This is a genomic window from Pseudomonas sp. D5(2026), assembly GCF_057766845.1.
This window is the reverse complement of record NZ_CM173421.1, coordinates 2,408,405-2,432,952: the sequence shown is the minus strand read 5'-3', so window position 1 is coordinate 2,432,952 and position 24,548 is coordinate 2,408,405. Positions and strand designations below refer to the sequence as shown.

Genomic DNA, 24,548 nt, shown 5'->3' with positions numbered 1-24,548 from the left:
GCAACTCAACACCCTTTGCCCTTCCTGCTTACTCACGCTGACACGGAGCGCCCATGAGTTCACGCAATCCCGTTCTCTGGCCTGAAGGCCTGTTCGTCAAACCACAGCATTTCCAACAGGCGACCAGAGCCAGCGAAGCAGCACTGCACCAGCGCCTCGCCAGCCTCAATGCAGCCTTCTACGGCTTCAGCGAACTTCAGTTGAACGACGAATACCTGAGCCTGGGCAAAGTCGCCATCACCCGGGCGCGAGGCGTCATGCCGGACGGCACGGTGTTCGACATTCCCGCCGACCTGCCGCCACCGCCGCCACTGGAAATCGGCGACGACGCATGCAAAGACAGTGAGGTGTATCTGTGCCTGCCGCTGCGCACCGATGGCGGCCGCGAAGTGAGCTGGCCCGACAATGCAGCCAATTTCCGCTATACCGCCCAGGCACAGGAAATCAAGGATACCCACACCGCTGACGGTGACCTGGTGCAGGTAGACCTTGCGGTGCCCAACCTGCAGCTCAAACGCAAGACCGAAGACAGCAGCGCCTACACCTGCCTGGCCCTGGCACGTATTCTGGAACGGCGCCCCGACGGCAGCCTGCAACTGGACGAAGCGTTCTACCCCACCAGCGTTTCGGTACGGGCGGTGCCAGCGCTGCAGCGGTTCCTTGACGAAATTACCCATACCTTGCGCGAGCGGGCGCGCGGCCTTGCCACCCGGATTGGTGCCTCAGGCCAGTCAGGAATCGCTGACATTCGCGACTTCAACCTGCTGCAGGCCATGAACCGTTGGTGGCCATGCTTCCAGCATTTGGCCAGGCAAGCGCAAACGCACCCCGAGCAGCTGTACCTGTGCATGAGCCAGGCCTGTGGCGAATTCGTCACCTTCACTGACCAGAACAGGCTGCCGCAGGAGTACCCCGCCTATCACCACACTGCGCTGCGCACCTCTTTCAAACCACTGGAAGACACCTTGCGCAGATCTCTGAGCACCGTCTTGCGGCCGCGTGCTGTTTCACTGCCGCTGGAGAGTGAACAATTCGGCGTGATGACGACCACGCTGGAAGACCGCCGGCTGATCGAAGAAGCCGACTTCATCCTCGCCGTGCGCGCCGACATGCCACCACAGGCGTTGCGCCAGAGGTTCATCCAGAAAGCCAAGATCACCTCGCTTGAGTCACTGAGTGACCTGGTGCCGCTGCAATTGCCGGGCATCCCATTGTTGCCATTACCCGTGGCGCCCCGCGACCTGCCCTTCCATGCGGGCTTCAGCTACTTCGAGCTGGACCGACGCGACCCGGCCTGGGCGTGCATGAGCAAAGCGAATGGTTTCGGCATCCACATTGCGGGCGACTTCCCACGGCTTGAACTGCAGTTCTGGGCGATCAGGAGTGAGTGACATGGGAAAAGACAACAATACGCCCACCGATCAAAACAGCGCCGTAGTCAACGCGCTTGATTCAACCCTTGAAAAGCCAGTACCCGCCCCCCGGGCTGCGGCAACCAATAGGCAAGCACCCACAGACAAGCCTGAGCCAGAGCCCGTTTCCGAAGGCTACCCCGCTGACCCGGAATTTCAGCTGCGGGGCGGCTTCGCCAATCTGATGCTGGATGCCGCATCACCGTTGTTCGGCTTGGTTTTACGCCTGCGTACGCTGGACGAGCTGCCAAACATTCAGGACGTGCACCAGCAAGTACGCAGCCAGATCGACAACATTCAGGAAGAAATGCGCCAGCACGGTTACGAGCCCGCTCAGTTGCTGGCGTATTCCTACGGTCTGTGCCTGTTCATAGACGAGGCCGTGATGGAGCGGCCCTGGGGCAAAAGCAGTTGCTGGAGCCACGAGCCGCTGCTCAGCATCTTCCACGACGAGACCTGGGGTGGGGAAAAAATCTTCACCGTGATTACCCGCCTTATGCAGGAGCCCAAGCGTTATCAGGACGTACTGGAGTTCATGTACTTCGCCCTGTGCCTTGGGCTGAAGGGCAAGTATGCGCTCGCGCCGAAAGGCGAAGAAACACTCAACGCACTGATTCACCAACTGCACGGGATCATCCGCGAACTGCGCGGCCCCACCCCCGAAGAAGTCTGCGACCCCTACACCAACGTCGCCCCAAAAAACTTCCGCATGAGCCGGATATGGCCGTGGTGGAGCCCGTTGGTCATCTCCGCCATCGCCATGGCCGTGGCCTACGGGATCTACAGCTACCGCCTGCACCTGATCACAACCGAGGTGCTGGAGTCGCTGAACGGCATTTTGCAGCAATAGCCAACCGTGACACAGCACCACTGAGTTCAACGAATTCGCGAGGTTTTTGCCTCGCTGACAAGCCCATCGTTTCCGATGGCCACGCCACCTGTGGTGCGCGTGCTTTACCCATATGGACGCAGGAGTAACTGCCATGCCAACACCCGCTTACATCAAGATCGTAGGCCAGACCCAAGGCAACATCACCGCTGGCGCCTTCACCGCTGACTCCGTCGGCAACGTGTTCCAACAAGGCCATGAAGATCAGATTCTGGTTCAGGAAATCAAGCATGAGGTGACTACGCCCACTGACCCCCAGAGCGGTCAACCGAGTGGCCAGCGCGTGCATAAGCCTTTCATATTCACCAGTTCACTGAACAAAGCTACCCCCCTGATGTATCAGGCACTTGCCACCGGCGAAATGCTGCCAACGGTCGAGGTCAGCTGGTATCGCACCTCCTCGGAAGGCAAACAAGAGCATTTTTTCACCACCACGCTCGAAGACGCCACCATCGTCAGCATCAATACCGTGCTTCCCCACGCACTCGACAAAGACAATGAAAACTACACCCAACTGGTTGAAGTATCGCTGGCGTATCGAAAGATCACGTGGGCTCACGATGTAGCCAACACCGAAGGCTCTGACGACTGGCGCGCACCCGCCGCCTGACCTGTGCAAATGCCCCGGGCAGGCGGCCATGCCCGCCCGGGCTTTGTGTTGATTCAGACGGCGGACAAGGATCTTTTATGCCTAGCCAATCTGATTTGCGCTACAGCTTTGAGGCTCTCGTTGGCAAAGCTGAATTCGAAGTGGTGTCGTTCGAACTCCGAGAGGGCATCAGCGCACCCTTTGAACTGGAGCTGAAACTGATCAGCTTCGAAAACGATATCGACTTCGGTCATTTGCTCGACAAACCCGTGCTCTTCACCATCTTGGACGGAGAACGCCCGTTACGGTACGTGCACGGCCTTGTCAGCAGCTTCAGCCAGGGCGAGAGCGGCTTCTACCGCACTTACTATCACGCCTTGGTCGAACCGCAACTGGCCCGCGCAAGGCTGCGCTCGAACTGGCGCATCTTCCAGCACAAGACCGTTCCGCAAATTCTCGAGCTGATGCTCAAGCGTCAGGGCATCGACCAGTACGAACTACGCGCCAGCATGGACCATCAGGTGCGCGAATTCTGCGTTCAGGCCGGCGAGACGGACTTGGCGTTCATCGCCCGCCTTGCCGCTGAAGAAGGCTTCGTCTACCGCTTTGCGCACAGTGAAAAGCTGCACAAGCTGATCATCACCGATCGGCTGCAATCACTCGGGCTGATCAGCCATGGCGCCGTCAAGGCCGACCATGACGACGAGGATTTCGGCGATGACGACGAGCCTGTAGGCCCTGACAGCGTGCTGTACCAAGCCAACAGCGGTGGCGATCAAGCCATACCCTGCCTTCACCGCTTGCGCTACAGCGAGCAGGTGCGCACCGCTCGCCAGGTGCAGCGCGACCACACCTTCACCCACCCGGCCTACCGCCAGGAGCACAGAGCCGCCGGGCCCTTCCTGGAGCATCAGAGCAAAGATTACGAATACTTCGATTACCCAGGCCGCTACAAACGCGATGCCGTGGGCAAGCCGTTCACCGAAAACCGCATCACAGCGCTGCGCCATGATGTGCGTATTGCCGAGGTCCAGGGCGATGACGTGCGCCTGCAACCGGGGCTCAGTTTCACCCTGACCGGTCACCCACGTGACGACCTCAATGCGCATTGGCGGGTGAACACGGTTACCCATAAAGGCCACCAGTTCACCAGCCTGCAGGAAGAAGCTGCCGGGGCCGATCAGGGCACACGTTACGAGCAAAAGGCGGTACTGGTGCCAGGCAGAACCGAGTGGCGCCCAGCCCCGTTGCCCAAACCACGCGTTGACGGCCCGCATATGGCCACCGTGGTGGGGCCGCCCGGTGAAGAGATCTACTGCGACGAATGGGGCCGGGTCAAGGTCAGCTTTCCCTGGGACAGAGAAAGCCAGGACAACGCGTTCAGCTCCTGCTGGGTACGCGTATCCCAAGGCTGGGCCGGCGGCAGCTGGGGCTCGATGGCCATCCCACGGATTGGCCAGGACGTGATCATCCACTACGTCAACGGCGACCCCGATCAGCCGATGATCACCGGCCGTACTTACTGCGGTAACCAGTTGCCACCCTACGACCTTCCCCGCCACAAGACCCGCATGACCATCAAGAGCCAGACCCACAAGGGCGATGGCTTCAACGAGCTGCGCTTCGAAGACGAACTGGGCCAGGAGGAAGTGTTCATTCATGCCCAGAGGGACCAGAACAATGTGGTCAAGCACGATGAGACTACGCAGGTCGGCAATGACCGCAAAGAGCAGGTCGATCACGACGAATCGATCCTGATCGGCCACGACCGTACGGAAACGGTTGGCAATGACGAGCGCATCACCATTGGGCAGGATGCCGCGCTCGACATCGGTAGAAACCACACGATCAGGATCGCCAAGGACCGTGTCGAAAACATCGGCAATCACCGTCACGATCAGATCGCCGCCAATCACCACACCCGTATCGGTGGCAACTTCGAGCAACGGGTCGAAGGGCATGCCGAGCTGGAAGCCCGCGGGGATATCCGCAGACGTACCCGCCGTTATGAACTTCGAGCATCGGAAGCCGTAGTCATCCAAGGCCCTGGGGGCTCCATTCGAATCGACGAAACAGGCATCACACTGGACAGCCCGACGATTCGCATCACCGGCCAGATGCTCAAGTCGGCAGATGGGACGACAAGCCCCTTTTCCATCAGCAGTGCACCGAACACTGGCAAGCCGCTGGAGCGCCTGTGTGGGCGCCGCCCTGATGGCTCCTGCCCCCTGCCCGATTGCCGCTGTATCCGAGGGCAAGTCCAATGACCACCTTGTCATCACCTCCTCCGCGCAGCGAAGACTTCGCTCACAACTGCCGCTTTCTGCTGCTTATGACCAGTGCAATCGAGAACTGGGCCTATCGGCCCATCCCGCAGGAAGGTGAACTGGTTCCTGCTTATGCCCCATCGGTACTCGATCTTATAAACGCTGTCAGCCGGAATACTCAAAAGGCATGGTTATGGAAGAACAGCGCCCTGGATGACCGTCATGAGTTTGGGCCTTTGCTGGTGGACGTTGCAGACGCTCACGAGCTGCTTGCCCATGCAATCACGACCTGGATGCCTATCGGTGGAGCCATCGCGCTGGATGCCGAGGTTGGCCTGGCAGCGCTGGCAGACCACTTCACCAGCCTGTCGCAAGTCGTGCTCCCTGACCAGAGCGTTGCCACTCACCATGTCACACCGGACCATCTTGCAGCCTGGCTGAATGCGCTGGACGACGACCATCGCAAGGCCTGGCTTGGCCCGGTGTCTCGGTTGGCATGGCGAGTCAACTGGGGGCCGGCTCATGAGTGGAAAACACACGAAAACAAGCCGATTGCTGCCCGCTCAAAATCAGCACTGCCTTTAACCCTCCAGCAGCTTGAACTTGATCGGCTGCAAGCAGGCATGCACGAGCACTTTGTCCTCTCATTGGCGCATGAGGTCTTGGCCATGCCGCCCCATGCCAACCATACCTTGGCGGACATACGGCTCTGGATAGAAACACTCCTGCCGCAACTGACAGCCCTCAATTTCCGGAGCGAGGAAGTTGCGGGCCAATTCATCCGGCTGATAGCCGGGCACATGTGGCTGATGAGCAATGACAAGGCGGGAAAAATCTACACCAACCTCGAAGAGTCGCCCCAGGCCCGCCTTCGCGAGCTCCAGGCACTGGTCGAAAGCAAGGAACCTGCCCATGACTAACGCCTCCGTCAGCCGCGCCACCTCCGGCCCTGCCTGCAGCGCACGCGTACCCATCCTGCCAGTGCGCTACGCCATCGTGCCCCGCACCGGCGACGCCCACGCCTGCCGCTATGTCGATGCAGGCTTCAACCTGGAACAAGGCTTCACTCCGCTGCAGCACTCGGCCTACACCCTCCGCGCCTTGCGCCCAGGTTATGTCTACGTGTTCATGAAAGGCCCTTTGGGCGAAAAGCTGGTCATTCACGAGCACGTCGGCGCGGGCCTCTACAAGGAGCTGCGCTACCAAGGGCTGGAGGACTACCACCGGCGTGAGCGCTACCTGTCCGGCCAGAGCATGGGCTGGGTGTGGGCCGACACCTGTCAGGACTCCGCCAAGGAAGTGTGGATCGGCTACAGCCCGCACCTGTGGACCAACGCCATCACCGCCCGTATCACCGGTTCGCCAGCCCTGCGCAAACGGCACATGCGCCAGCTGGACATGGCCGACCTGGTGAGCGGCAACCAGGCGCCGTCCACACAGCCCCATGTGTTGCCAGTGAGTGCCCTGCAAATCTGGGTCGAAGACTTCAAACCAACAGAGCGGCGCATGCCGCTGACCTGGAGCAGCGACCCGGTCACCGAAACTTTGCCCATCGGCAACCTCACTGCCATCGCCCGCCACTACCCCTGGACCCAACCGAAAGTGCCGGTGGTGGTGGCGCTCGCCGACGCGGAAGGCATGGCCCTGGACCTGAGCCTGTCGGTCTCGGCCTACCAGCATCAACTGCGCGACCTGATGCCGGCCGAGCAACTGGAACACACAAAACCCGCCCAGCCTCCCGAGCAGGAGCGCGTGCCGGCATGCTACCGGCTGGATGCCGAACAGCTCAGCCCGCAGAGCCGCGACTTTCACCATCGCAACCTGGTCGCCATGCTGCTGAACAAGACGTTGGAAAGCCTGTACCCGGCGGATGCCCCCTCACCAGAACTGGCCGCGTTCAGGCTGGGCACATCACGCCGGGGGCCCGCCCTGTCGCCGGCCGAGTCACATTTCCAGGCCCTCACCCATGAAGACTATTCCCCCAATGGCGCGCGCCTGGCACAGCGCCTCGATGTCGACAAATACCGGCGCTTCCTCGCCGAACGCGACGCGCTGGAACGGCGGATTGCCGCCCTGCGCAACCTGGCCTTGCAAGCCAGCAACGATCATGACGCCTGGCTGGCGACGGCCGAATCCCAACACATCGATAACCCCTACAGCCTGGCAGCCGCCTTGGCCTGTTACGACCGCGACGAACGCACCTCCGCCCGCGGTCTGGAAATCTCACTGGCCTTGCTGATTCACCCGATGGGCCAGCCGACACCCGGCACCGAAGATCATGACCGACGCTTCAAACGCCTGGAGCAATGGCTGGACCAGCACGACAGCCCGCTTTACACCGCCTTGGCACCGTTCAACCCGTTCAAGGACAAAGCCGATTCGATCGGCACCTTGTTCGGCGCCAGCGACAACGTGATCGAAGGGCTGGCTGGTCGCTTCCCGGCCATGGCAGACATCACCGACCTCACCGCCCAGTCGGTCAATACCGTGGTGCTCAAGCGCCTGCGCGGGCAGACCCGCTGGGATGCCAGCCATGGCCTTCGGCGGCAGGTGCAGTTGGCAGCGCGTGAGGCCAATGCCGATAAAGCACTGGGGTTGTTGGCGGCGCGCTATCGAATCACCGAGCAGGCCATTACGGAAAATCCCTTTAGCCAGGAGGTACAGCGGTATTTGAAGAGCGGCATGGCGCAGGTTGAAGAGATGAAAGCGTTGCGCATATCAGGAAGCCGCACGGTGTCCATCGAGCTGACCACCACTGCACGGGTGAAACCCAACTTCCTTGGGTTGCTCACTTCCGGGGGTGGGGGTGGTTTAAACGCGGGGATGCTGTGGTTCAACATCTTATCGCTCAAGACGGCCTACAACAGCCTGCAGAAGAGCGATGCACCGGAATACACCCTGGGGTTCGCTTCATCTGTTTTCGGGGTGATTGGTGCAGCGGCGGCGACATTGGTCAGCGTACGGGCAACGCAAAAGGCCGTCATGCTGAGATTAAGTGCCACAGCGCCGGGCATGGCCTTTGGCAATGGGATTATCAAGTTCTTGAGTAGCAATTTGTTTGCGCGTTTAGCCGGTTACCCGGCAATTGCATTTAGCTTGCTTTCTGATATCTCCAAAGCAAGGCGCCAGAGAGCGAACGGCAATCAAGCGGCTGCCGATTACACGTTGACTGGTGGTTTCACCATGGCTGTCGGTTCCGCTGTCGTCCTTGAAGCAGGACTTGCAATCGCGGGCGTGACATCGGTTGTGCCCTTTGCCGGATGGGCCGCAGCGGCCCTTGTCCTCGTAGGAGTAGCCATCATTGCAGGAGGCCTCTACCTGCACGCCAAGGCACATGAGCACCTTCACAGCCCAATAGAACTGTGGGCAGCACGTAGCATATTCGGTAATCGCATCAATGATGGAGAGTCGCACGCTGGCATCAACTTGGACTTTGACAAGAAACTTCCTGCTTTCACCTCACTGCAAACAGAAATTAAGGCTTGGCACAATGAACATTACGGACCCAAGCTACTATCCGCCGAGCAGGCCCTATCCCTCGGCATAACTAAAGTCGACACCCGATGGCATCAGAACAACCACTGGTCGCCGCCAAATTGGACAGCTATCACACATAACGAAGTAGCCACATCCCAACCAACCGTAGAATTCACAGTGCTGCTGCCTGCGTTCAGGCTAGGCGTAAGTGAATGGTCAGGAAGTTTGAGTTCCCTCCGTGACGACCAAGGAATTGACGTTTTTCCAATCAGCCCGACCGGCCACATTGTAGATGCTGGCTTAGTGCTACATTTCGAAAACACCCTAACCAACCAAAATCATGTCTCACTTCATCTAACCTACAACGCCAATCAAGGCCTGGACGAAGATAATGAGACCCTGTCAATTTTTCGTCTGGAGCGTTGATCATGGCAACCATCTGGATATTCAATTCAGGCTCAAGTTCAGGGCATAAGCCCGCTATTGGCGGGCAACTATCAAGCTTGTCAAAAACCACCTTATGCCTGAAAAACCCCTGGGTAACAGACTCAGTCTTTATGGGAAAGCTGTACTGTGCAATGACCATTGCGCTCGTTGTCTTCACCTACCCTTACTTACTAACCAGTGAAGCCTGGAACCCATACACCTTTAGTCATACCTTTATCCTCCTTACACTAATTACACCTTTCATCTTCCTCCCATTCTTAGCCTATCGAATATATTTCATAAAACGCCTATCAAGTTTCTGCTTCAATCGGTCAACCCAAAAAATCTATTACCAACGTCTGAGTAAGGTACTAATATTCGAATGGGCCAACACCGGAGGTGGTATCTTCAAGCGCACCGAATACGGCGGCTCATCGTTCAGCACCAGCTATGCCCTCGCCTTCGCCCCCCGCCGGGAAGACGGCAGCCTGCATCAAAAAGACTGCCTCTGGGTCGACAGCAACGAACCCACCGAACCCGGCGTCAAGCATGTCGCCGAAGTGTGGGAATACCTGCGCCACTTCATGGACCACGGCCCGGACAAACTCCCCCCGCCCGGTGAACCCAACTGGTGGCACAAGCCACTGCACGCCATCTGCCTGACCCCGGCCGAAGCCTGGCGCCACTATGCCCCCTGGCGAACCGGCGAGCCCGGTGAAATGCAGGGCAAAAAGAACTGGCAATTGCCGTTCTGGGCCGTTCTGTTCCCCTACAACCTCTCCGTCGCCATCTGCTGGTATGGCATCTGCCGCCTGTTCAACGTCCGAGCAGCGCCACCGCCACCCGAAGCATTTGAGGAGGCCCCAGCTCATTCAACCCAAAGGAAGCGTACATGAGCGACGCCTCCGTCAGCCGTGCTACCTCCGGGCCCTGTCTGCAGTTCACGCGTCCCCCCCCTGACGGTGCACTACATGGCACCTTAAGCACCTTGGACTTCGGCAGTAAGGCAATTCCCTCAAAGACTGAGCCGACCTGCTACTTAACTAGAATCGATACAGCCAGAGCAAAAAGTGGCACTCTATTAATAAGTTTTCCACCAAACCAAGGCTTATCCGCCAACACTAATTCAACCTCAACCCTTCATGTCGAGAGGTAGCACTGTGGCCACAACATGGTTATTTAGCCCACACCAAAACACTTATATCCAACCAAAAATCCACGGACAGATCAGCAAAATAACCACTACATTAGCGCAGCTCAGAAATCCATGGGTTTCCGACTCAGTCTTCATGGCCAAGATGTATACCGCCACGATTTTAGCCATCGCGATTGTATCCTACACAGGATTTTTCACCCACTCAATCAATTACCAACAGGAAGGGGCATATGTATTTATTGCAATACAGCTCCTCGGACCATTTATTTTTACTCCATTCTTAGCCTACCGTGTTTTCTTAATAAAAAAACTTTCTGAAATATACCTCAACAGAGCCACCAAAAAAATCTATTACAAACGCATAAACACACTCATGGTTATTGATTGGAATAACACAAGAGGCGGTATTTTTAAACGCACAGAATTCGGCGGCTCCTCCTTCACCACCAGCTATGCCCTCGCCTTCGCCCCCCGCCGGGAAGACGGCAGCCTGCACCAAAAAGACTGCCTGTGGGTGGACAGCAACGAACCCACCGAACCCGGCGTCAAGCATGTCGCCGAAGTGTGGGAATACCTCCGCCACTTCATGGACCACGGCCCGGACAAACTCCCCCCGCCCGGTGAACCCAACTGGTGGCACAAGCCACTTCACGCCATCTGCCTGACCCCGGCAGAAGCCTGGCGCCACTATGCCCCCTGGCGAACCGGTGAGCCCGGTGAAATGCAGGGCAAAAAGAACTGGCAATTGCCGTTCTGGGCGGTGCTGTTCCCCTACAACCTGACCGTCGCTCTCTGTTGGTACTGTGTCTGCAAGCTTTTCAATGTCCGTGCAGCGCCACCACCGGCGGAGGCTTTCGAAGGTGGGCCCGCTAAGCCCGAATAGTCACCACCTGAAGTGGATAGGAAGAGAACGCTATGCGCCTGGATGGCAACGCGGCGAGACAGAATGAGGATAACGCCCAGATCAAAGGGCTGTAGGACGGCTCCTGGCCTATCGTCGGCAAGCCAGCGTCCACAGGTTCGGCACAAATCTCAAGAGTGGTGCAATACCTGTGGCGCTGGCTTGTCGGCGATGATTGGGCGCAGCGCCTGTCAGACGAACTTGGCCCGGGCCGCGTGCAGTTTCTTGTAGCTGTCGATCAGGCGCAGGTGGCGATCAAGGCCTTCGAGCTTCATGCTGGTCGGGGTCAGACCATGGAAGCGCACACTGCCGTCCACCGAACCCAATACCGCATCCATGCGCACATTGCCGAACATACGACGGAAGTTGGCTTCGTAGTCATCCAACTCCAGTTCGTCATCCAGCTGCACTTCCAGCACCACGTTCAGCGCCTGGTAGAACAGACCGCGGTCGACAGTGTTGTCGTTGAACTGCAAGAATGCCTCAACCAGCTCCTTGGCATCCTCAAAGCGTTTAACCGCGAGGCAGATCAGCAGCTTCAGCTCCAGAATGGTCAGTTGGCCCCACACTGTGTTTTCGTCGAACTCCACACCGATCAGCGTAGTGATGGTGGTGTAGTCATCCACATCGCAGTCGTCCAGGCGCTTGAGCAGCAGCTTCAGCGAGCGGCTGTCGAGGCTGTGCAGGTTGAGGATGTCAGCACGGAACGACAACGCGCGGTTAGTGTTGTCCCAGATAAGGTCCTCGACCGGGTAAATTTCCGAGTACCCCGGTACCAGGATGCGGCAAGCGGTGGCGCCAAGATTGTCGTACACCGCCATGTACACTTCCTTGCCCAGGTCTTCGAGGATACCGAACAGGGTCGCGGCCTCCTGCTGGTTGGAGTCCTCGCCGTGCCCGGAGAAGTCCCACTCGACGAATTCGAAGTCGGCCTTGGCGCTGAAGAAGCGCCACGACACCACTCCGCTGGAGTCGATGAAATGCTCTACGAAGTTGTTCGGCTCGGTCAGCGCATGGCTTTCGAAGGTGGGTTGCGGCAGGTCGTTCAGGCCTTCGAAGCTGCGGCCCTGCAGCAGTTCGGTGAGGCTGCGCTCCAGCGCCACTTCCAGGCTCGGGTGGGCACCGAACGAGGCAAACACGCCACCCGTGCGCGGGTTCATCAAGGTCACGCACATGACCGGGAACTCGCCCCCCAGTGACGCATCCTTGACCAGTACCGGGAAGCCCTGCTCTTCCAGACCCTGGATGCCGGCGACGATCGCCGGGTATTTGGCCAGTACCTCTTGCGGTACGTCCGGCAGGCACAACTCGCCTTCGAGGATCTCGCGCTTCACCGCGCGCTCGAAAATTTCCGACAGGCACTGCACCTGCGCCTCGGCCAGGGTATTGCCCGCGCTCATGCCGTTGCTGAGGAACAGGTTTTCGATCAGGTTGGACGGGAAGTACACCACCTGCTGGTCGGACTGACGCACGAACGGCAGCGAACAGATGCCCCGCGCGGTGTTACCCGAGTTGGTATCGTACAGGTGCGAACCACGCAGCTCCCCATCTGGGTTGTAGATCGCCAGGCAGTGCTCATCGAGGATCTCGGCCGGCAACGCGTCGCGCGGACCCGGCTTGAACCACAGCTCGTTCGGGTAGTGCACGAACGGCGCGTTGGCCAGGTCTTCGCCCCAGAATTGGTCGTTGTAGAAGAAGTTGCAGTTGAGGCGCTCGATGAATTCGCCCAGCGCCGAGGCCAGCGCCGCTTCCTTGGTGGCCCCTTTACCGTTGGTAAAGCACATCGGCGACTGCGCGTCGCGTACGTGCAGCGACCAGACGTTGGGCACAATGTTGCGCCAAGAGGCGATCTCGATCTTCATCCCCAGCCCGGCGAGAATACCCGACATGTTGGCAATGGTCTGCTCCAGCGGCAGGTCCTTGCCGGGGATATAGGTGCTGGTGTCCGACACCGGCATCAGCAACCCCTGGGCATCGGCATCGAGGTTGTCGACCACTTCGATCACGAACTCAGGGCCGGTCTGCACCACCTTTTTTACCGTGCAGCGGTCGATAGAGCGCAGGATGCCTTGACGGTCCTTGTCGGAGATGTCCTCGGGCAGTTCGACCTGGATCTTGAAGATCTGGTTGTAGCGGTTTTCCGGGTCGACGATGTTGTTCTGCGACAGGCGGATGTTTTCAGTGGGGATATCGCGGGTCTGGCAGTACAGCTTGACGAAGTAAGCCGCGCACAAGGCCGAAGACGCCAGGAAATAGTCGAACGGGCCGGGGGCCGAACCATCGCCTTTGTAGCGGATAGGTTGGTCGGCGATCACCGTGAAGTCATCGAATTTGGCTTCGAGACGGAGATTGTCGAGAAAATTGACCTTGATTTCCATGCGGGATTACCGTGATTTAAGCGTGCAAAACGAAATTGGCCGGCATTATCCGGGTTTTCGTTGCGCAAGTCCTGCTCAGCGCCACCCGCAGGCTTGATTTTTCGAAGCGGGCTTGCGTATTCCACCGAATTACTTGCCTGATCCTCTGAAGCTATCCCCGCCACCAGACCAGCGGTCATCCTCCTGTGCTAGCGTTTCTGCACCGGGGGACAACGTATTCCCCATGCAGAAACAACACAGCGACAACAACCGTGACGGGCAGGTGAAACCATGGAACTACGCATCAACCAGAAGACCTATCAGGTCGAGGCGGACGCCGACACGCCCCTGCTGTGGGTAATCCGCGATGACCTGGGGCTGACCGGCACCAAGTATGGCTGCGGCTTGGCTCAATGTGGCGCTTGTTCGGTGCTGGTGGACGGCAATGTGGTGCGCGCCTGCGTTACCCCCGTGGCCGGTGTGGTGGGGCGTGAGGTCACCACCATCGAGGCGATCGAGGCCGACCCCGTCGGTAAACGGGTAGTCACCGCCTGGGTCGAGCACCAGGTGGCTCAATGCGGCTATTGCCAGTCTGGCCAGGTCATGGCAGCCACGGCGCTGCTCAAGCACACGCCCAAACCTAGCGATGCGCAGATCGATGCAGCCATGGTCAACCTGTGCCGCTGCGGCACCTACAACGCCATCCATGCCGCCGTGCATGATCTGGCCCAGGGGGAGCAAGCCTGATGAACACGCCAGTCGATACGCCTGCCGAACTGCTCAGGCTGCAGCTGGGCGAAACGGTCAACCTGTCACGTCGGCGCTTTCTTGCGGGCACCGCAGTCGGTGCCCTGGTACTAGGTTTCGGCTTACCCATGGGTTCGGCCCGCGTGCAGGCAGCCGCCGCCGCGGCAACTGCGGAACGCGGCACCCAGGTGCCTGCTTTTCTGGAAATTCGCCCGGACGGCACGGTGCGCCTGCTGAGCCCCTTCATGGAAGGCGGGCAAGGCCCTTTCACCACCATGGCGCAGATTGTGGGTGAAGAGCTGGATGTCGACCCGGCCCATTTCGTGGTCGATAGCGCTCCACCAGGCGAAGCCTACGTGGTAATGGAGAACGGCATGCGCATCACCGGTGGCAGCATGTCGGTGCGCATGAGCTATCCGACCATGCGCCGCCTGGGCGCGCTCGCCCGGGGCATGCTGCTGCAGGCGGGCGCCGAACACCTGGGTGTACCGCTCGATGAGCTTTCCACCACGCCAGGTAACGTAGTACATACCACGAGTGGACGTTCCGTTCCTTACGGTGAACTGGCAGGTCGCGCCATGGACCTGCCGGTGCCCGACCCGGCCAGCGTCAAGCTGCGCGACCCCAGCCAGTTTCGCTGGATAGGAAAGCCCGTACGCCGCCTGGATGCCTATGACAAGTCCACCGGCAAGGCCCAGTACTGCATCGACATCAAGGTCGACGGCATGCTCCACGCTGCCGTGCAGCATGCACCGCGCCTGGGCATGACGGTCGGCAGCCTGCGCAACGAAGACCAGGTCAAGGCCATGAAAGGCGTACATTCGCTGCATCAGCTGCCAGGCGCCGTGGCCGTGGTTGCCGAACGCTGGTGGCACGCCAAGCGTGCAGTAGAGGCGATCCAGGTAGATTGGAAAGAACCGGCCGCCGACAGCAAAGTGCGACCGATGCCGGCCGATTTTTCCAGTGACGCCTGGCGCGAACACCTCGCGACGGTGCAAGGGCCGTCACGCGATGAAGAGAACGAAGGGGATATTGCCGGCGCCTTGGCCAATGCCAATACCAAGGTCGAGGCCAGCTACCACAACCAGTACCTGAATCATGCCCAGCTCGAGCCACCGTCCGCCCTCGCCCGCTTTAACCCGGACGGCAGCCTGGACGTCTGGCTGCCTAACCAGGCGCCGGACATGTTCCGTGACGACATTGCCAGGCGCACTGGCCTGACGCCTGCACAAATCAACCTGCATTCGCCGCTGCTGGGCGGCTTCTTTGGCCGCCACTTCCTGTACGACTCTGCCAACCCCTACCCGCAAGCCATTGCCCTGGCCAAAGCGGTTGACCGACCGGTGAAGCTTATCTGGAGCCGCGAGGAGGAGTTTCTACGCGATGTACTGCGCCCCGTCGCAGTGGTGAAGTTCCGCGCCGGGCTGGACGCAGACGGTATGCCTGTGGCGCTCGAAGCGGTAAGCGCCACCGAGGGCCCAACCGAGGCCCTTGCCGGCAAACAAGGGGAAAAGATCGACCCGACTGCGCTCGAGGGGCTGTCAGGCAAGTCCTACGCCATCGCCAACAAGCGCATCGCCCAGATCTATGTCAAAGGCCCGGCCATGCTCGGTTACTGGCGCTCGGTAGGTAACTCGCTGAACGACTTTTTCTACGAATCATTCCTGGACGAACTGGCGGACAAAGGTGGCAAGGACCCGTTTGAACTGCGCCTGCACCTGCTGCGCGACAACCCGAGACTGACCAACCTGCTGAACGCAGTGGCCGACTTGTCCGGCGGCTGGAAGCGCGGCCCGTTCACCGCCGAGGACGGCAGCAAGCGCGCACGCGGCGTGGCCATGGCGTCACCGTTCGGCTCGGAGGCTGCGGTCATTGCCGAGGTTTCAATCGATAACGGCCAGGTCAAGGTGCACGACATCTGGCAAGCCATCGACCCTGGCAGCATCGTCAACCCGGCGATCATCGAGCATCAGGTCAATGGTGCCGTCGCCCTCGGCCTGTCGCAGACGCTGGTGGAAGAAGCGGTGTACGTGGATGGCAAGCCGCGCGCACGCAATTACGACCTGTACCCGATCCTGCCGCCTTCGCGCATGGCCCGGGTGCATGTGCGCATTATCGAAAGCGGGGCGAAGATGGGCGGCATCGGCGAACCACCGTTACCCGCCGTGGCCCCGGCGGTGGCCAACGCGGTCGCGCAGCTCACCGGCCAGCGCGTGCGCAGTTTGCCATTGAGCCGCCACACCTTCAGCTGATCGCAAGGGACGCCTCATGACCCATCGTTTCGCAAGAACCGCCGGCTGGCTCGCGCTGCCGTGCCTGGTCGCGGCGGGCCTGCTGGCCTGGTATGTCACACGCGAACCTGCTTCGCCGTTTGCCGATGCGCAGGCCACTGTTGCCGACCCGGCGCTGGTCAGCCGCGGTGAATACGTGGCCCGGCTCAGTGACTGCGTGGCCTGCCATAGCCTGCCGGATGGCAAACCGTTCGCCGGCGGGTTGGAAATGGCCACCCCGCTGGGGGCGATCCACGCCACCAACATCACCCCTGACCGCGACAACGGTATCGGTAACTACACCTTGGCCGACTTCGACCGCGCCGTGCGCCAGGGTGTCGCGCCCGGTGGTCGGCGGTTGTACCCGGCCATGCCTTACCCGTCCTACGCCAAGCTCAGCGATGAGGACGTCAAGGCGCTGTATGCGTTCTTCATGCACGGTGTGCAACCGGCGCGGCAGGCCAACCTGGCCAGCGACATCCCCTGGCCGCTGAACCTGCGCTGGCCCATTGCCTTGTGGAACGGCCTGTTTGCCGCCACCAGGCCTTACACCGACAAGACCGGGCAGGATGCACAGTGGAACCGTGGCGCCTATATCGTCCAGGGCCCCGGGCACTGCGGCAGTTGCCACACGCCACGCGGCCTGGCCTTCAATGAAAAGGCGCTGGATGACAGCGGCAAGCCGTTCCTGTCCGGTGCACTGCTCGACGGCTGGTATGCACCCAGCCTGCGCGCCGACCACAACACAGGACTCGGGCGCTGGAGCGAGGCGGAGATCGCGCAGTTCCTGAAGACCGGGCGCAACCGGCATGCAGTGGTATTCGGTTCGATGACAGAGGCGTTCAACAACTCCACGCAATTCATGCATGACGACGACCTGGCCGCCATCGCCCACTACCTGAAGTCGCTGCCCGGCGACCCCAAACGTGACGGCGAGCCATGGCAATACCAAGCCGAATCGGTAGCTATACGGTTGGACAGCCCTGGAGCCCGCACCTACGTGACACGCTGTGCCTCCTGCCACGGCCTGGACGGCAAGGGCCAGGACAAGTGGATGCCGCCATTGGCCGGAGCGACCTCGGCACTGGCCAAGGAGAACGCCTCGGCAATAAATATCACACTAAATGGTTCGCAGCGGGTGGTGGCTGCTGGGGTGCCGGACGCCTATCGCATGCCGGCTTTCCGCGAACAGCTGAGTGATCAGGAGATTGCCGACGTGCTTGGCTTTGTGCGTACAGCCTGGGGCAACCAGGGTGGTGCGGTGGATGCGCAGGCGGTAGGCAAGCTGCGTGGGCATACCGACCCGGCCAGCAGCAGCCCCATCATCTTGCATATGCGTTGAATAGGAGAGGTACATGTACCGACACAAGGCTGCTCCCATAAAGACCGCGCAGCACTTGAGCTACTCTGTCACTGCCACCGCTCCAGGTTCTGTTTCAACCACTGCTCGGGCAAGGCCCCGCCAACGATCTTCGCCATCTCCCGCGCCAGCGCCTCACGCAGCGGTGGCCGGTTGCAGGGCGACTCTCGGGAGATTGCCAGGTACAACCCTTCACTGGACACGGGTGGCTGCAATACCTGCACAGTGGCTGCGATGCCCAACGTGCGCGCCAGCACCATGCCAGGAAACTGCTCGTACACCACGTAATCGCTGCGTTTGTGCATCAGCTTCTCGAACGCCTGTCTGGCACTGGGCACCGCTTCAAGGGTGAGATTGGCCGCGGCGTATTCATCGAACTGTTGGCCGTGGCTGTTGTTGACCAGAGTGCCACCCTTGCGGCCTTTGAGGTCGGCCCATTGCTGGTAGGCAAAGGCATTGTCCTGGCGCACCCAGATGACGCTGGGGGTACGCAAAAACGGCGGGGCGATGAAGTCCACATGCTGCCGGCGCGCTTCGGTCAGGAAGTACCCGGCCATCAAGTCGATCCGCCCGGTGCGCACTTCTTCCTGGGCTCGCGACCACGGCCCGGCGTAAACCACCTCTATGTCCAGCCCCAACTGCTTGCCCAGGTATTTGAGCAGGTCGGCATTGGCACCGATCAGTCGTTGAGGGTTCAGCGGGTCGCGCCACAGGTACGGGGGGTATTCCGGGTTGCCTGTGGCGGTCAGCCGTAGGCATGCATCATCCGCTGTTGCAGCCAGGGGCAGCAGTGACAGGCACATCAGGAGCAAGACGTGGCGAAAGCAACGCTCGATCATCTACGACCCTCGGCACATGAAACACCCGGCGATCCGGCGTAGTGGCCAAAGGCTGCCACCTGCCGTGGTCGCCTGCAGCTATCATCTGCGCGCTGTAGACAGTCTGGACCATCAGCAACCCGCAGACGAGCCTTTCATCGTCCCGTCGATAAATTTGCCGAAGGACACACAGTGAGCGCCTGCTCGGCCGGCGACAAACTGGGCTTTTCAGGCACCCTGCCGTCGCATCGCCAGGATCGCCGCGCCAAAACCGATAAAGGTGGTGCCCACCACCCTGTTCACCCAGCGCGACAGCGACGGCCGGGTCAGCACCCCCTTGGCCCGCGCAGCCAGGGCGGCATACGCACTTAGCGAAGTGAGCGACAAGGCCACGAAAATCCCGGTCAAGGTCAGGAACTGCGGCAATAGCGCAGCCCCTTGGTCGATGAACTGCGGAAACAGTGCTGTAAAGAACATGGTCGCCTTCGGGTTGGTCACTGCAGTGAGAAAGGCCGATTTGAACAGTTTCAGCGACGTAGGCCGCACCTTGGCCGCGCACTCTGCGGCACCCTGCTCCAGCATCGGGCTCTTCTTCAGCAGTTGGCGCGCCCCCAGGTAGAACAGATAGCCCGCCCCCAGGATCTTCACGGCATTGAACAGTACTTCAGAACTCGCCAGCAGTGCGCCTAGCCCCAGCATGGCTGCAGCCGACAAACAGAACAGGCCCGTGCCATTGCCCAGCGACGACCAGATCGCGCTGCGCTGGCCATGGGCAAGGCTGTTGTTGATAGCCATCAAGGTGGCTGGGCCGGGGCTGGCGATCGCGATGGCGGCGACCAGGGTGAATGCGAACAGCGAGTGAGAATCCATTTCAGGCTCGTCAGACAATCAGGTGAGGCTGCGTCTATTGAGCGCAGGTTCAGTCTGTATTCTGCCGCTTTGCCGCCTTCTTGACGATAGCCTTCATTCGCGTCGCCGCCCGCTGCACAGTGGCCATCTTCTCGGGGCGCTTCATGCCCCGCCATTTGCGGATTTCGTCACGGGTACGGCCACAGCTCACGCACAGCTCGCTGCTGAGCTGGCATAACGAGACGCAGGGGTTGTCGATGTCTTTGGCCATGCCACTACTCAGCCAGGCAGTTCTGCCCGCGCATGTTCGCCAGCGCTGTGGAACACCTGGCGCACTTCCTCGGCCTTGACCTTGGTTACCGACCTGGCTGCCAGCAACTCATCGACCACGCGCAAGCCCTGCTCCAGGGCTGTGGCGAGTTGATCAGCGTCGGAGGCGTCAGCGATATCACCCAGATAGGGAGCGATGAGGTACACGTAACGGTCCTGCAGCTTGAGCGCTTCCAGCGCGTCGAGGGCTTTCTGGAACCGATCGGCAGCGGCAGGGCTCATGCTCAATTTATCGAAATGAATCAGGCTCACACGGTCAGTGGCCATTATGACGAATCTCCGTTTCCTGGTGCGGCCAGGCCCGCAAGCAGCAGCACTTCTACGATGCTCGTATGTGTGGGCCCGGGTTATGGCCATCAGGGTACCAGAAGCCGAAGCAGAAAGGGCCACTGCCCCCAGAACTAAAAGTATTTGCCAAGTCGCGTAATGGACGCCCCACGACGTTATGGGGACATGAGCCGCTGTTTGCTGCACAGGATAATCCCGCCGGCAATCCACCCCGCCGAGGTCGTCATCGCGCTCGGCAGCCCACACAACAACAAGCCTGCGCGTTCAGGCAAGACACAACGGGGCCTCATCATTCATGGCAAAGGAACACATCCCCGAAACACTCGATCTTGGCGTCACAGACCCCTCGAAAACCGCAGAAGCCCGCCAGGACCGGCATTTCGAGGGCAAGCTTGACTGGATCGTCTTCGGTTTCACCAGCCTCCTGGCCATCGCGTTCGTGCTCTGGGGCTTCCTCAACCAGGCCAGCCTGGCCAGCAGCGCCTCCAGCGCGCAATCCTGGGTCATTCTCAATTTCGGCTGGTTCTTCGTGCTCACCTCCTCCCTCTTCGTGGTGTTCGTGCTGTGGCTGGCCGCAAGCCGTTACGGGCGGGTGCCGCTGGGCCGCGATGGCGAACAGCCAGAATTCCGCACGGTGTCCTGGGTAGCGATGATGTTCAGCGCCGGTATGGGGATCGGCCTGATGTTCTTCGGCGTGGCCGAGCCGCTGTCGCACTACATATCGCCGCCGCCCGGCTCGGCCAGCGGGCAGACCAGCGAGGCGATGCAGGTGGCAATGGCCACCACCCTGTTCCACTGGACCCTGCACCCTTGGGCCATGTACGCCATCGTTGGCCTGGTGATCGCCTACGGCACCTTCCGCCGTGGCCGCTCGCAGCTGATTTCTGCTGCCTTTCGGCCGCTGATCGGCAAGCACGCAAACGGCCCTCTCGGCCGCCTGATCGACATGATGGCGATCTTCGCCACACTGTTCGGCTCGGCCGCCTCGCTAGGCCTTGGCGCGTTGCAGATTGCCGGCGGCCTGGAATACAACGGCTGGATCGAAAGCCCTGGTAAACTGTTCTACATCTCGATCATCACCCTGCTGACCATTGCCTTCGTCACCTCGGCGGTGTCGGGCATCGGCAAGGGTATCCAGTGGCTGTCCAACACCAACATGGTACTGGCACTGGTGCTGGCAGTGTTCGTGTTCCTGGTCGGGCCGACGCTGCTGATGCTCAACCTGCTGCCGACCTCGCTCGGCATCTACATCAAGATGCTGCCGGAAATGATGGCCCGCACCAACGCCAGCGGCGGCGAGCAGATGAACAGCTGGCTGGCCGGCTGGACCGTGTTTTACTGGGCCTGGTGGATCTCCTGGACGCCTTTCGTGGGCATGTTCATCGCCCGCATCAGCCGCGGCCGCACCATTCGCCAGTTCGTGACCGGGGTGCTGCTGGTGCCAAGCCTGGTCAGCCTGGTGTGGTTCACCATCTTCGGTGGCGCCGCCATCGAGGCCGTGCGCGAGGGCGCCTTCCAGCTGGCCAACGGTGCGGTCAACAGTAACCACGCGCTGTACCAGTTGCTGGACAGCTACCCGCTGGCCTCGGCAACCTCGGTGCTGGTGATGATCCTGGTGGGCATCTTTTTCGTTTCTGGTGCCGACGCAGCCTCGCTGGTGATGGGCACGCTGTCGGAGCACGGCACCACCGCGCCATCGCGGCGCACAGTGATTTTCTGGGGCACGCTGACCGGTACGGTGGCGGCGATCATGCTGGCGATCGGCGACCCACGTAATCCTGGCGAGGCGCTGACCGGGCTGCAGAACCTGACCATCGTCGTGGCCTTGCCATTCGTGGTGGTGATGGTACTGCTATGCCTGGCGCTGTACCGCGACCTGCGCAAGGACCCGATGATGCTGCGCCACCTGCGCGGCAACGAGCTGATCGAAAAGGCCGTGCTGTATGGGGCGGTGAAGCATGGAGAGGAGTTCTACATTGTAGTGCAGGAGAAGAAGGCATCGACCAAGACAGCGGCAGAGGCCGAAGTAACCAGCAACTGATTGCTTCAATCAGAAAACCACGGGCTGCCACGCAGCCCGATCACAGCACGAGGCCGCTGCTGCTGAAAACACAGGTCTGCTTCAACCTTTCAACGCCGCCTCTATCTTGGCCACATCGATCTTGCCCATCTGCATCATGGCCTCGAACGCACGTTTGGCCGCCGCTCGGTCGGGGTGGCTGATGGCTTCGATGAGGATGCGTGGAGTGATCTGCCACGAAATCCCCCATTTGTCCTTGCACCAGCCGCAAACGCTGGCCTCGCCGCCGTTGCCGATAATGGCATCCCACAAGCGGTCGGTCTCTGCCTGGTCCGCGGTACTGACCTGAAATGAAAATGCCTCACAGTGCTTGAAGGCCGCCCCACCATTGAGTCCCACGCAAGGAATGCCCATTACCGTGAAGTCCACGGTGATCACATCGCCCTGCTTGCCTGAAGGGTAATCGGCGGGTGCCTGGTGCACAGCGACCACCCGGCTATCGGGGAACGTTCGGGCATAGAAGTTCGCCGCCTCTTCAGCTTCGTGGTCATACCACAGGCAGATGGTGTTCTTGGCGGTCATGGTCTTGCTCCAAGATCGAAGGTGAGCCTTGAGTCTAGCCCCATAGCACCGGCGTACCGGTAACGCCTGACCAACTGATGCCAATGCATGGTTTAACCGCGATGACGCCGATTCAAAAAAAGGCGCCCCAAGCGGAGCACCAAAAAATCCACCCAGACCAAAGGAGCAACGAGGTTGCCGAAGTGGAATCACATAATTGACAACGGGTACTCCACGATCAGCCGCACTTCGTCCAGGTCCGACTCGAACGCCGTGGCCCGGGTGGTGGCCTGGCGAACCCGCAACGACAGGTCCTTGGCCGCGCCAGTCTGCACCACATACTTGACCTCGATGTCACGCTCCCAGCGTTTCTGGTCGGTCAGCGGGTTGCCCGCGACGTCGCGGCGCATGTAAGTGGCGTTGGCATTGGAGTAATCGGCATCGGTACCCTTGCCGTAACGTGTCATGAACGACAGCCCAGGTACGCCGTAGGTGGCCATGTTCAGGTCATAGCGCAGCATCCATGAACGCTCCTTGGGCGCGTTGAAGTCGCTGTACTGGATGGAGTTGTCGAGGAAGATCGAGTCGGACTGACGCAGGTAGTCGAAGTCGTCGTCGCCGTTGTTGCGCTGGTGAGTCAGGGCCAGGGTGTGAGCACCAAAGCGCACACCCAACTTGGCGCTCCAGATATCGTTGTCAAAGGCGCCCAGGCGCTGCTGCCCTTCATCAACAGCCTTGTAATAGTTGAAACCACCAATCAGGGCCAGCTTCTCGCTCAACGGCCAGCTCAGGCTGGTGCCGACGTAGTACTGGTTCCACACGTCCTTGAGCCGGCTACTGAACAGGCTGACGCCAACATGCTCATTGAGCGTGTAGTCCCCCCCGCCATAGGCGATCCACGGCGAATCGACCGGGCCGCCATAGAACGTCACGAAGTTCTCCCGCAGGTCGCTGGACATCGGTTGGCTCATGGCATGCAGACGCCCGGCTTGCAGGGCAAGGTCCTTGATGCTGGTGTTCTCCAGGGTCACCCCACGAAAGCTCTCCGGCAGCAGCCGCGAATCGCCAGCAGCCACCACCGGGTTGGCCGGGAACACATCGCCCACCTTCAGTACCGTGTCGAACAGTCGCACCTTGGCCGCGCCCCCCACCTTGGTGTATTCGTCACGTGCCTGGCCGTCGCGGTCAACCGGCAATACGTCGAAAGAACTGCGCCCGCCGTTGCGGCCGCCGCCAGTGTCGAGCTTAAGGCCAAGCATGGCAAACGCGTCCAGGCCAACACCTACGGTGCCCTGGGTGAAGCCCGACTCAAATCGGGTAATCACGGCGTGCCCCCAGGCTTCGGAGTAGCCGCTGTCAGGCTGTTTGCTCGGGCTGTGTGTCGGGGCCGCAGAATCGCGGTTATCGCGGTTGAAATAGAAGTTGCGATTAAGCACGCTGAGGGTACTGCCCGCCACGAATCCGTCCGCGCTTTCTTCTGCGGCAACAACCTGGCTGCCAACGCTGGCCAACGCCAGGCAAGCAGCCAATGTCAGGGGTGATCTACACGTCATCCGATAATCCTTGAACGTCGCATTTGTTGTTATGTCGGCGGGCCGAGATTGACGGCCCGCAGATAACGCCAAGGTGATCGGCGCATTACAATTGCGTCATCGGCAACGCAGCGCTCTGAGTGGAGTCCTGCAACATTCTGCAGATATTTCCGAGGTCAGGCAGTGAACCTGCTGACAAAAAAACGGTCTTTCGCTGACGGTCAACTCACCGACCGGTTCATCGGCCCAGCCACCGTGGCCTACTTTTTGTCCTGTTCCAGCGAATTCAGCGAAGACCC

19 protein-coding genes are annotated in these 24,548 nt (G+C 60.3%); 12 read left to right on the top strand and 7 right to left on the bottom strand.

Annotated elements, in window-relative coordinates; all coding sequences use genetic code 11:
• The first annotated feature begins 53 nt into the window (after positions 1 to 53).
• The 8 genes from tssK to AC3B5Q_RS11085 all read left to right on the top strand — a co-directional run bounded on the left by tssK (position 54) and on the right by AC3B5Q_RS11085 (position 11,099).
• Positions 54 to 1,391 carry a type VI secretion system baseplate subunit TssK gene (gene tssK / locus AC3B5Q_RS11120; protein ID WP_084851653.1) on the top strand — a complete coding sequence of 446 codons (1,338 nt, stop codon included), beginning with the start codon at positions 54 to 56 and terminating at the stop codon, positions 1,389 to 1,391.
• A 1-nt stretch (position 1,392) separates the two neighbouring features.
• Entirely contained in the window at positions 1,393 to 2,262 is an 870-nt protein-coding gene (gene icmH / locus AC3B5Q_RS11115; RefSeq protein ID WP_103462377.1) for a type IVB secretion system protein IcmH/DotU, read from the top strand.
• A gap of 133 nt (positions 2,263 to 2,395) precedes the next feature.
• Positions 2,396 to 2,911, top strand: coding sequence for an Hcp family type VI secretion system effector (locus tag AC3B5Q_RS11110; protein ID WP_010954872.1), 516 nt, complete (start codon positions 2,396 to 2,398; stop codon positions 2,909 to 2,911).
• A 77-nt stretch (positions 2,912 to 2,988) separates the two neighbouring features.
• Complete coding sequence (locus AC3B5Q_RS11105; RefSeq protein WP_321141892.1) at positions 2,989 to 5,157, top strand: type VI secretion system Vgr family protein; 2,169 nt, start codon at positions 2,989 to 2,991, stop codon at positions 5,155 to 5,157.
• Entirely contained in the window at positions 5,154 to 6,077 is a 924-nt protein-coding gene (locus AC3B5Q_RS11100; protein ID WP_028698404.1) for a DUF4123 domain-containing protein, read from the top strand. The genes AC3B5Q_RS11105 and AC3B5Q_RS11100 overlap by 4 nt, the downstream gene beginning before the upstream one ends.
• Complete coding sequence (locus AC3B5Q_RS11095; RefSeq protein WP_488393126.1) at positions 6,070 to 9,060, top strand: T6SS effector BTH_I2691 family protein; 2,991 nt, start codon at positions 6,070 to 6,072, stop codon at positions 9,058 to 9,060. The genes AC3B5Q_RS11100 and AC3B5Q_RS11095 overlap by 8 nt, the downstream gene beginning before the upstream one ends.
• A 2-nt stretch (positions 9,061 to 9,062) precedes the next feature.
• Positions 9,063 to 9,956 (top strand): DUF6708 domain-containing protein, encoded by an 894-nt coding sequence (locus tag AC3B5Q_RS11090; RefSeq protein WP_031321994.1) that lies wholly within the window; start codon positions 9,063 to 9,065, stop codon positions 9,954 to 9,956.
• 264 nt (positions 9,957 to 10,220) lie between these two features.
• Positions 10,221 to 11,099: a DUF6708 domain-containing protein gene (locus tag AC3B5Q_RS11085; protein WP_103444839.1), complete on the top strand. Its 879-nt coding sequence runs from the start codon at positions 10,221 to 10,223 to the stop codon at positions 11,097 to 11,099.
• Between the two features lie 209 nt (positions 11,100 to 11,308).
• Here the strand turns inward: AC3B5Q_RS11085 and AC3B5Q_RS11080 are convergent, their stop codons facing one another.
• Positions 11,309 to 13,495, bottom strand: coding sequence for an OsmC domain/YcaO domain-containing protein (locus AC3B5Q_RS11080; protein WP_103444265.1), 2,187 nt, complete (start codon positions 13,493 to 13,495; stop codon positions 11,309 to 11,311).
• A 270-nt stretch (positions 13,496 to 13,765) separates the two neighbouring features.
• Between AC3B5Q_RS11080 and AC3B5Q_RS11075 the strand changes: the two genes are divergently transcribed.
• Genes AC3B5Q_RS11075 through AC3B5Q_RS11065 form a run of 3 tightly spaced genes read left to right on the top strand, consistent with a single transcriptional unit; the run spans position 13,766 to position 17,833 of the window.
• Positions 13,766 to 14,221 carry a (2Fe-2S)-binding protein gene (locus tag AC3B5Q_RS11075; protein ID WP_021782012.1) on the top strand — a complete coding sequence of 152 codons (456 nt, stop codon included), beginning with the start codon at positions 13,766 to 13,768 and terminating at the stop codon, positions 14,219 to 14,221.
• Positions 14,221 to 16,473 (top strand): xanthine dehydrogenase family protein molybdopterin-binding subunit, encoded by a 2,253-nt coding sequence (locus AC3B5Q_RS11070; RefSeq protein ID WP_021782013.1) that lies wholly within the window; start codon positions 14,221 to 14,223, stop codon positions 16,471 to 16,473. The genes AC3B5Q_RS11075 and AC3B5Q_RS11070 overlap by 1 nt, the downstream gene beginning before the upstream one ends.
• Positions 16,474 to 16,489: 16 nt before the next feature.
• Positions 16,490 to 17,833, top strand: a complete 1,344-nt coding sequence (locus tag AC3B5Q_RS11065) for a c-type cytochrome (protein ID WP_103444264.1) — start codon at positions 16,490 to 16,492, stop codon at positions 17,831 to 17,833.
• Positions 17,834 to 17,901: 68 nt separating this feature from the next.
• Here the strand turns inward: AC3B5Q_RS11065 and AC3B5Q_RS11060 are convergent, their stop codons facing one another.
• The 4 genes from AC3B5Q_RS11060 to AC3B5Q_RS11045 form a co-directional block, all read right to left on the bottom strand.
• Positions 17,902 to 18,690: a substrate-binding periplasmic protein gene (locus AC3B5Q_RS11060; protein ID WP_021782015.1), complete on the bottom strand. Its 789-nt coding sequence runs from the start codon at positions 18,688 to 18,690 to the stop codon at positions 17,902 to 17,904.
• 207 nt (positions 18,691 to 18,897) lie between these two features.
• The gene (locus AC3B5Q_RS11055; RefSeq protein WP_028697728.1) at positions 18,898 to 19,539 is read right to left on the bottom strand and encodes a LysE family translocator; all 642 of its coding nucleotides are present in this window, start codon (positions 19,537 to 19,539) and stop codon (positions 18,898 to 18,900) included.
• A 49-nt stretch (positions 19,540 to 19,588) separates the two neighbouring features.
• Entirely contained in the window at positions 19,589 to 19,789 is a 201-nt protein-coding gene (locus tag AC3B5Q_RS11050; protein ID WP_021782017.1) for a DUF1289 domain-containing protein, read from the bottom strand.
• An 8-nt stretch (positions 19,790 to 19,797) separates the two neighbouring features.
• Positions 19,798 to 20,115, bottom strand: coding sequence for a hypothetical protein (locus tag AC3B5Q_RS11045; protein WP_021782018.1), 318 nt, complete (start codon positions 20,113 to 20,115; stop codon positions 19,798 to 19,800).
• Between the two features lie 316 nt (positions 20,116 to 20,431).
• On the opposite strand from AC3B5Q_RS11045, the gene AC3B5Q_RS11040 reads away from it, so the two are divergent.
• Complete coding sequence (locus AC3B5Q_RS11040) at positions 20,432 to 22,177, top strand: BCCT family transporter (protein WP_021782019.1); 1,746 nt, start codon at positions 20,432 to 20,434, stop codon at positions 22,175 to 22,177.
• Between the two features lie 81 nt (positions 22,178 to 22,258).
• On the opposite strand, the gene AC3B5Q_RS11035 is transcribed toward AC3B5Q_RS11040, so the two are convergent.
• Together AC3B5Q_RS11035 and AC3B5Q_RS11030 are read right to left on the bottom strand one after the other, a co-directional pair.
• Positions 22,259 to 22,738 (bottom strand): VOC family protein, encoded by a 480-nt coding sequence (locus AC3B5Q_RS11035; RefSeq protein WP_021782020.1) that lies wholly within the window; start codon positions 22,736 to 22,738, stop codon positions 22,259 to 22,261.
• 188 nt (positions 22,739 to 22,926) lie between these two features.
• A complete protein-coding gene (locus tag AC3B5Q_RS11030; protein WP_103444263.1) occupies positions 22,927 to 24,270 on the bottom strand; it encodes an OprD family porin in 1,344 nt (447 codons plus the stop codon).
• Positions 24,271 to 24,548 lie beyond the last annotated feature (278 nt).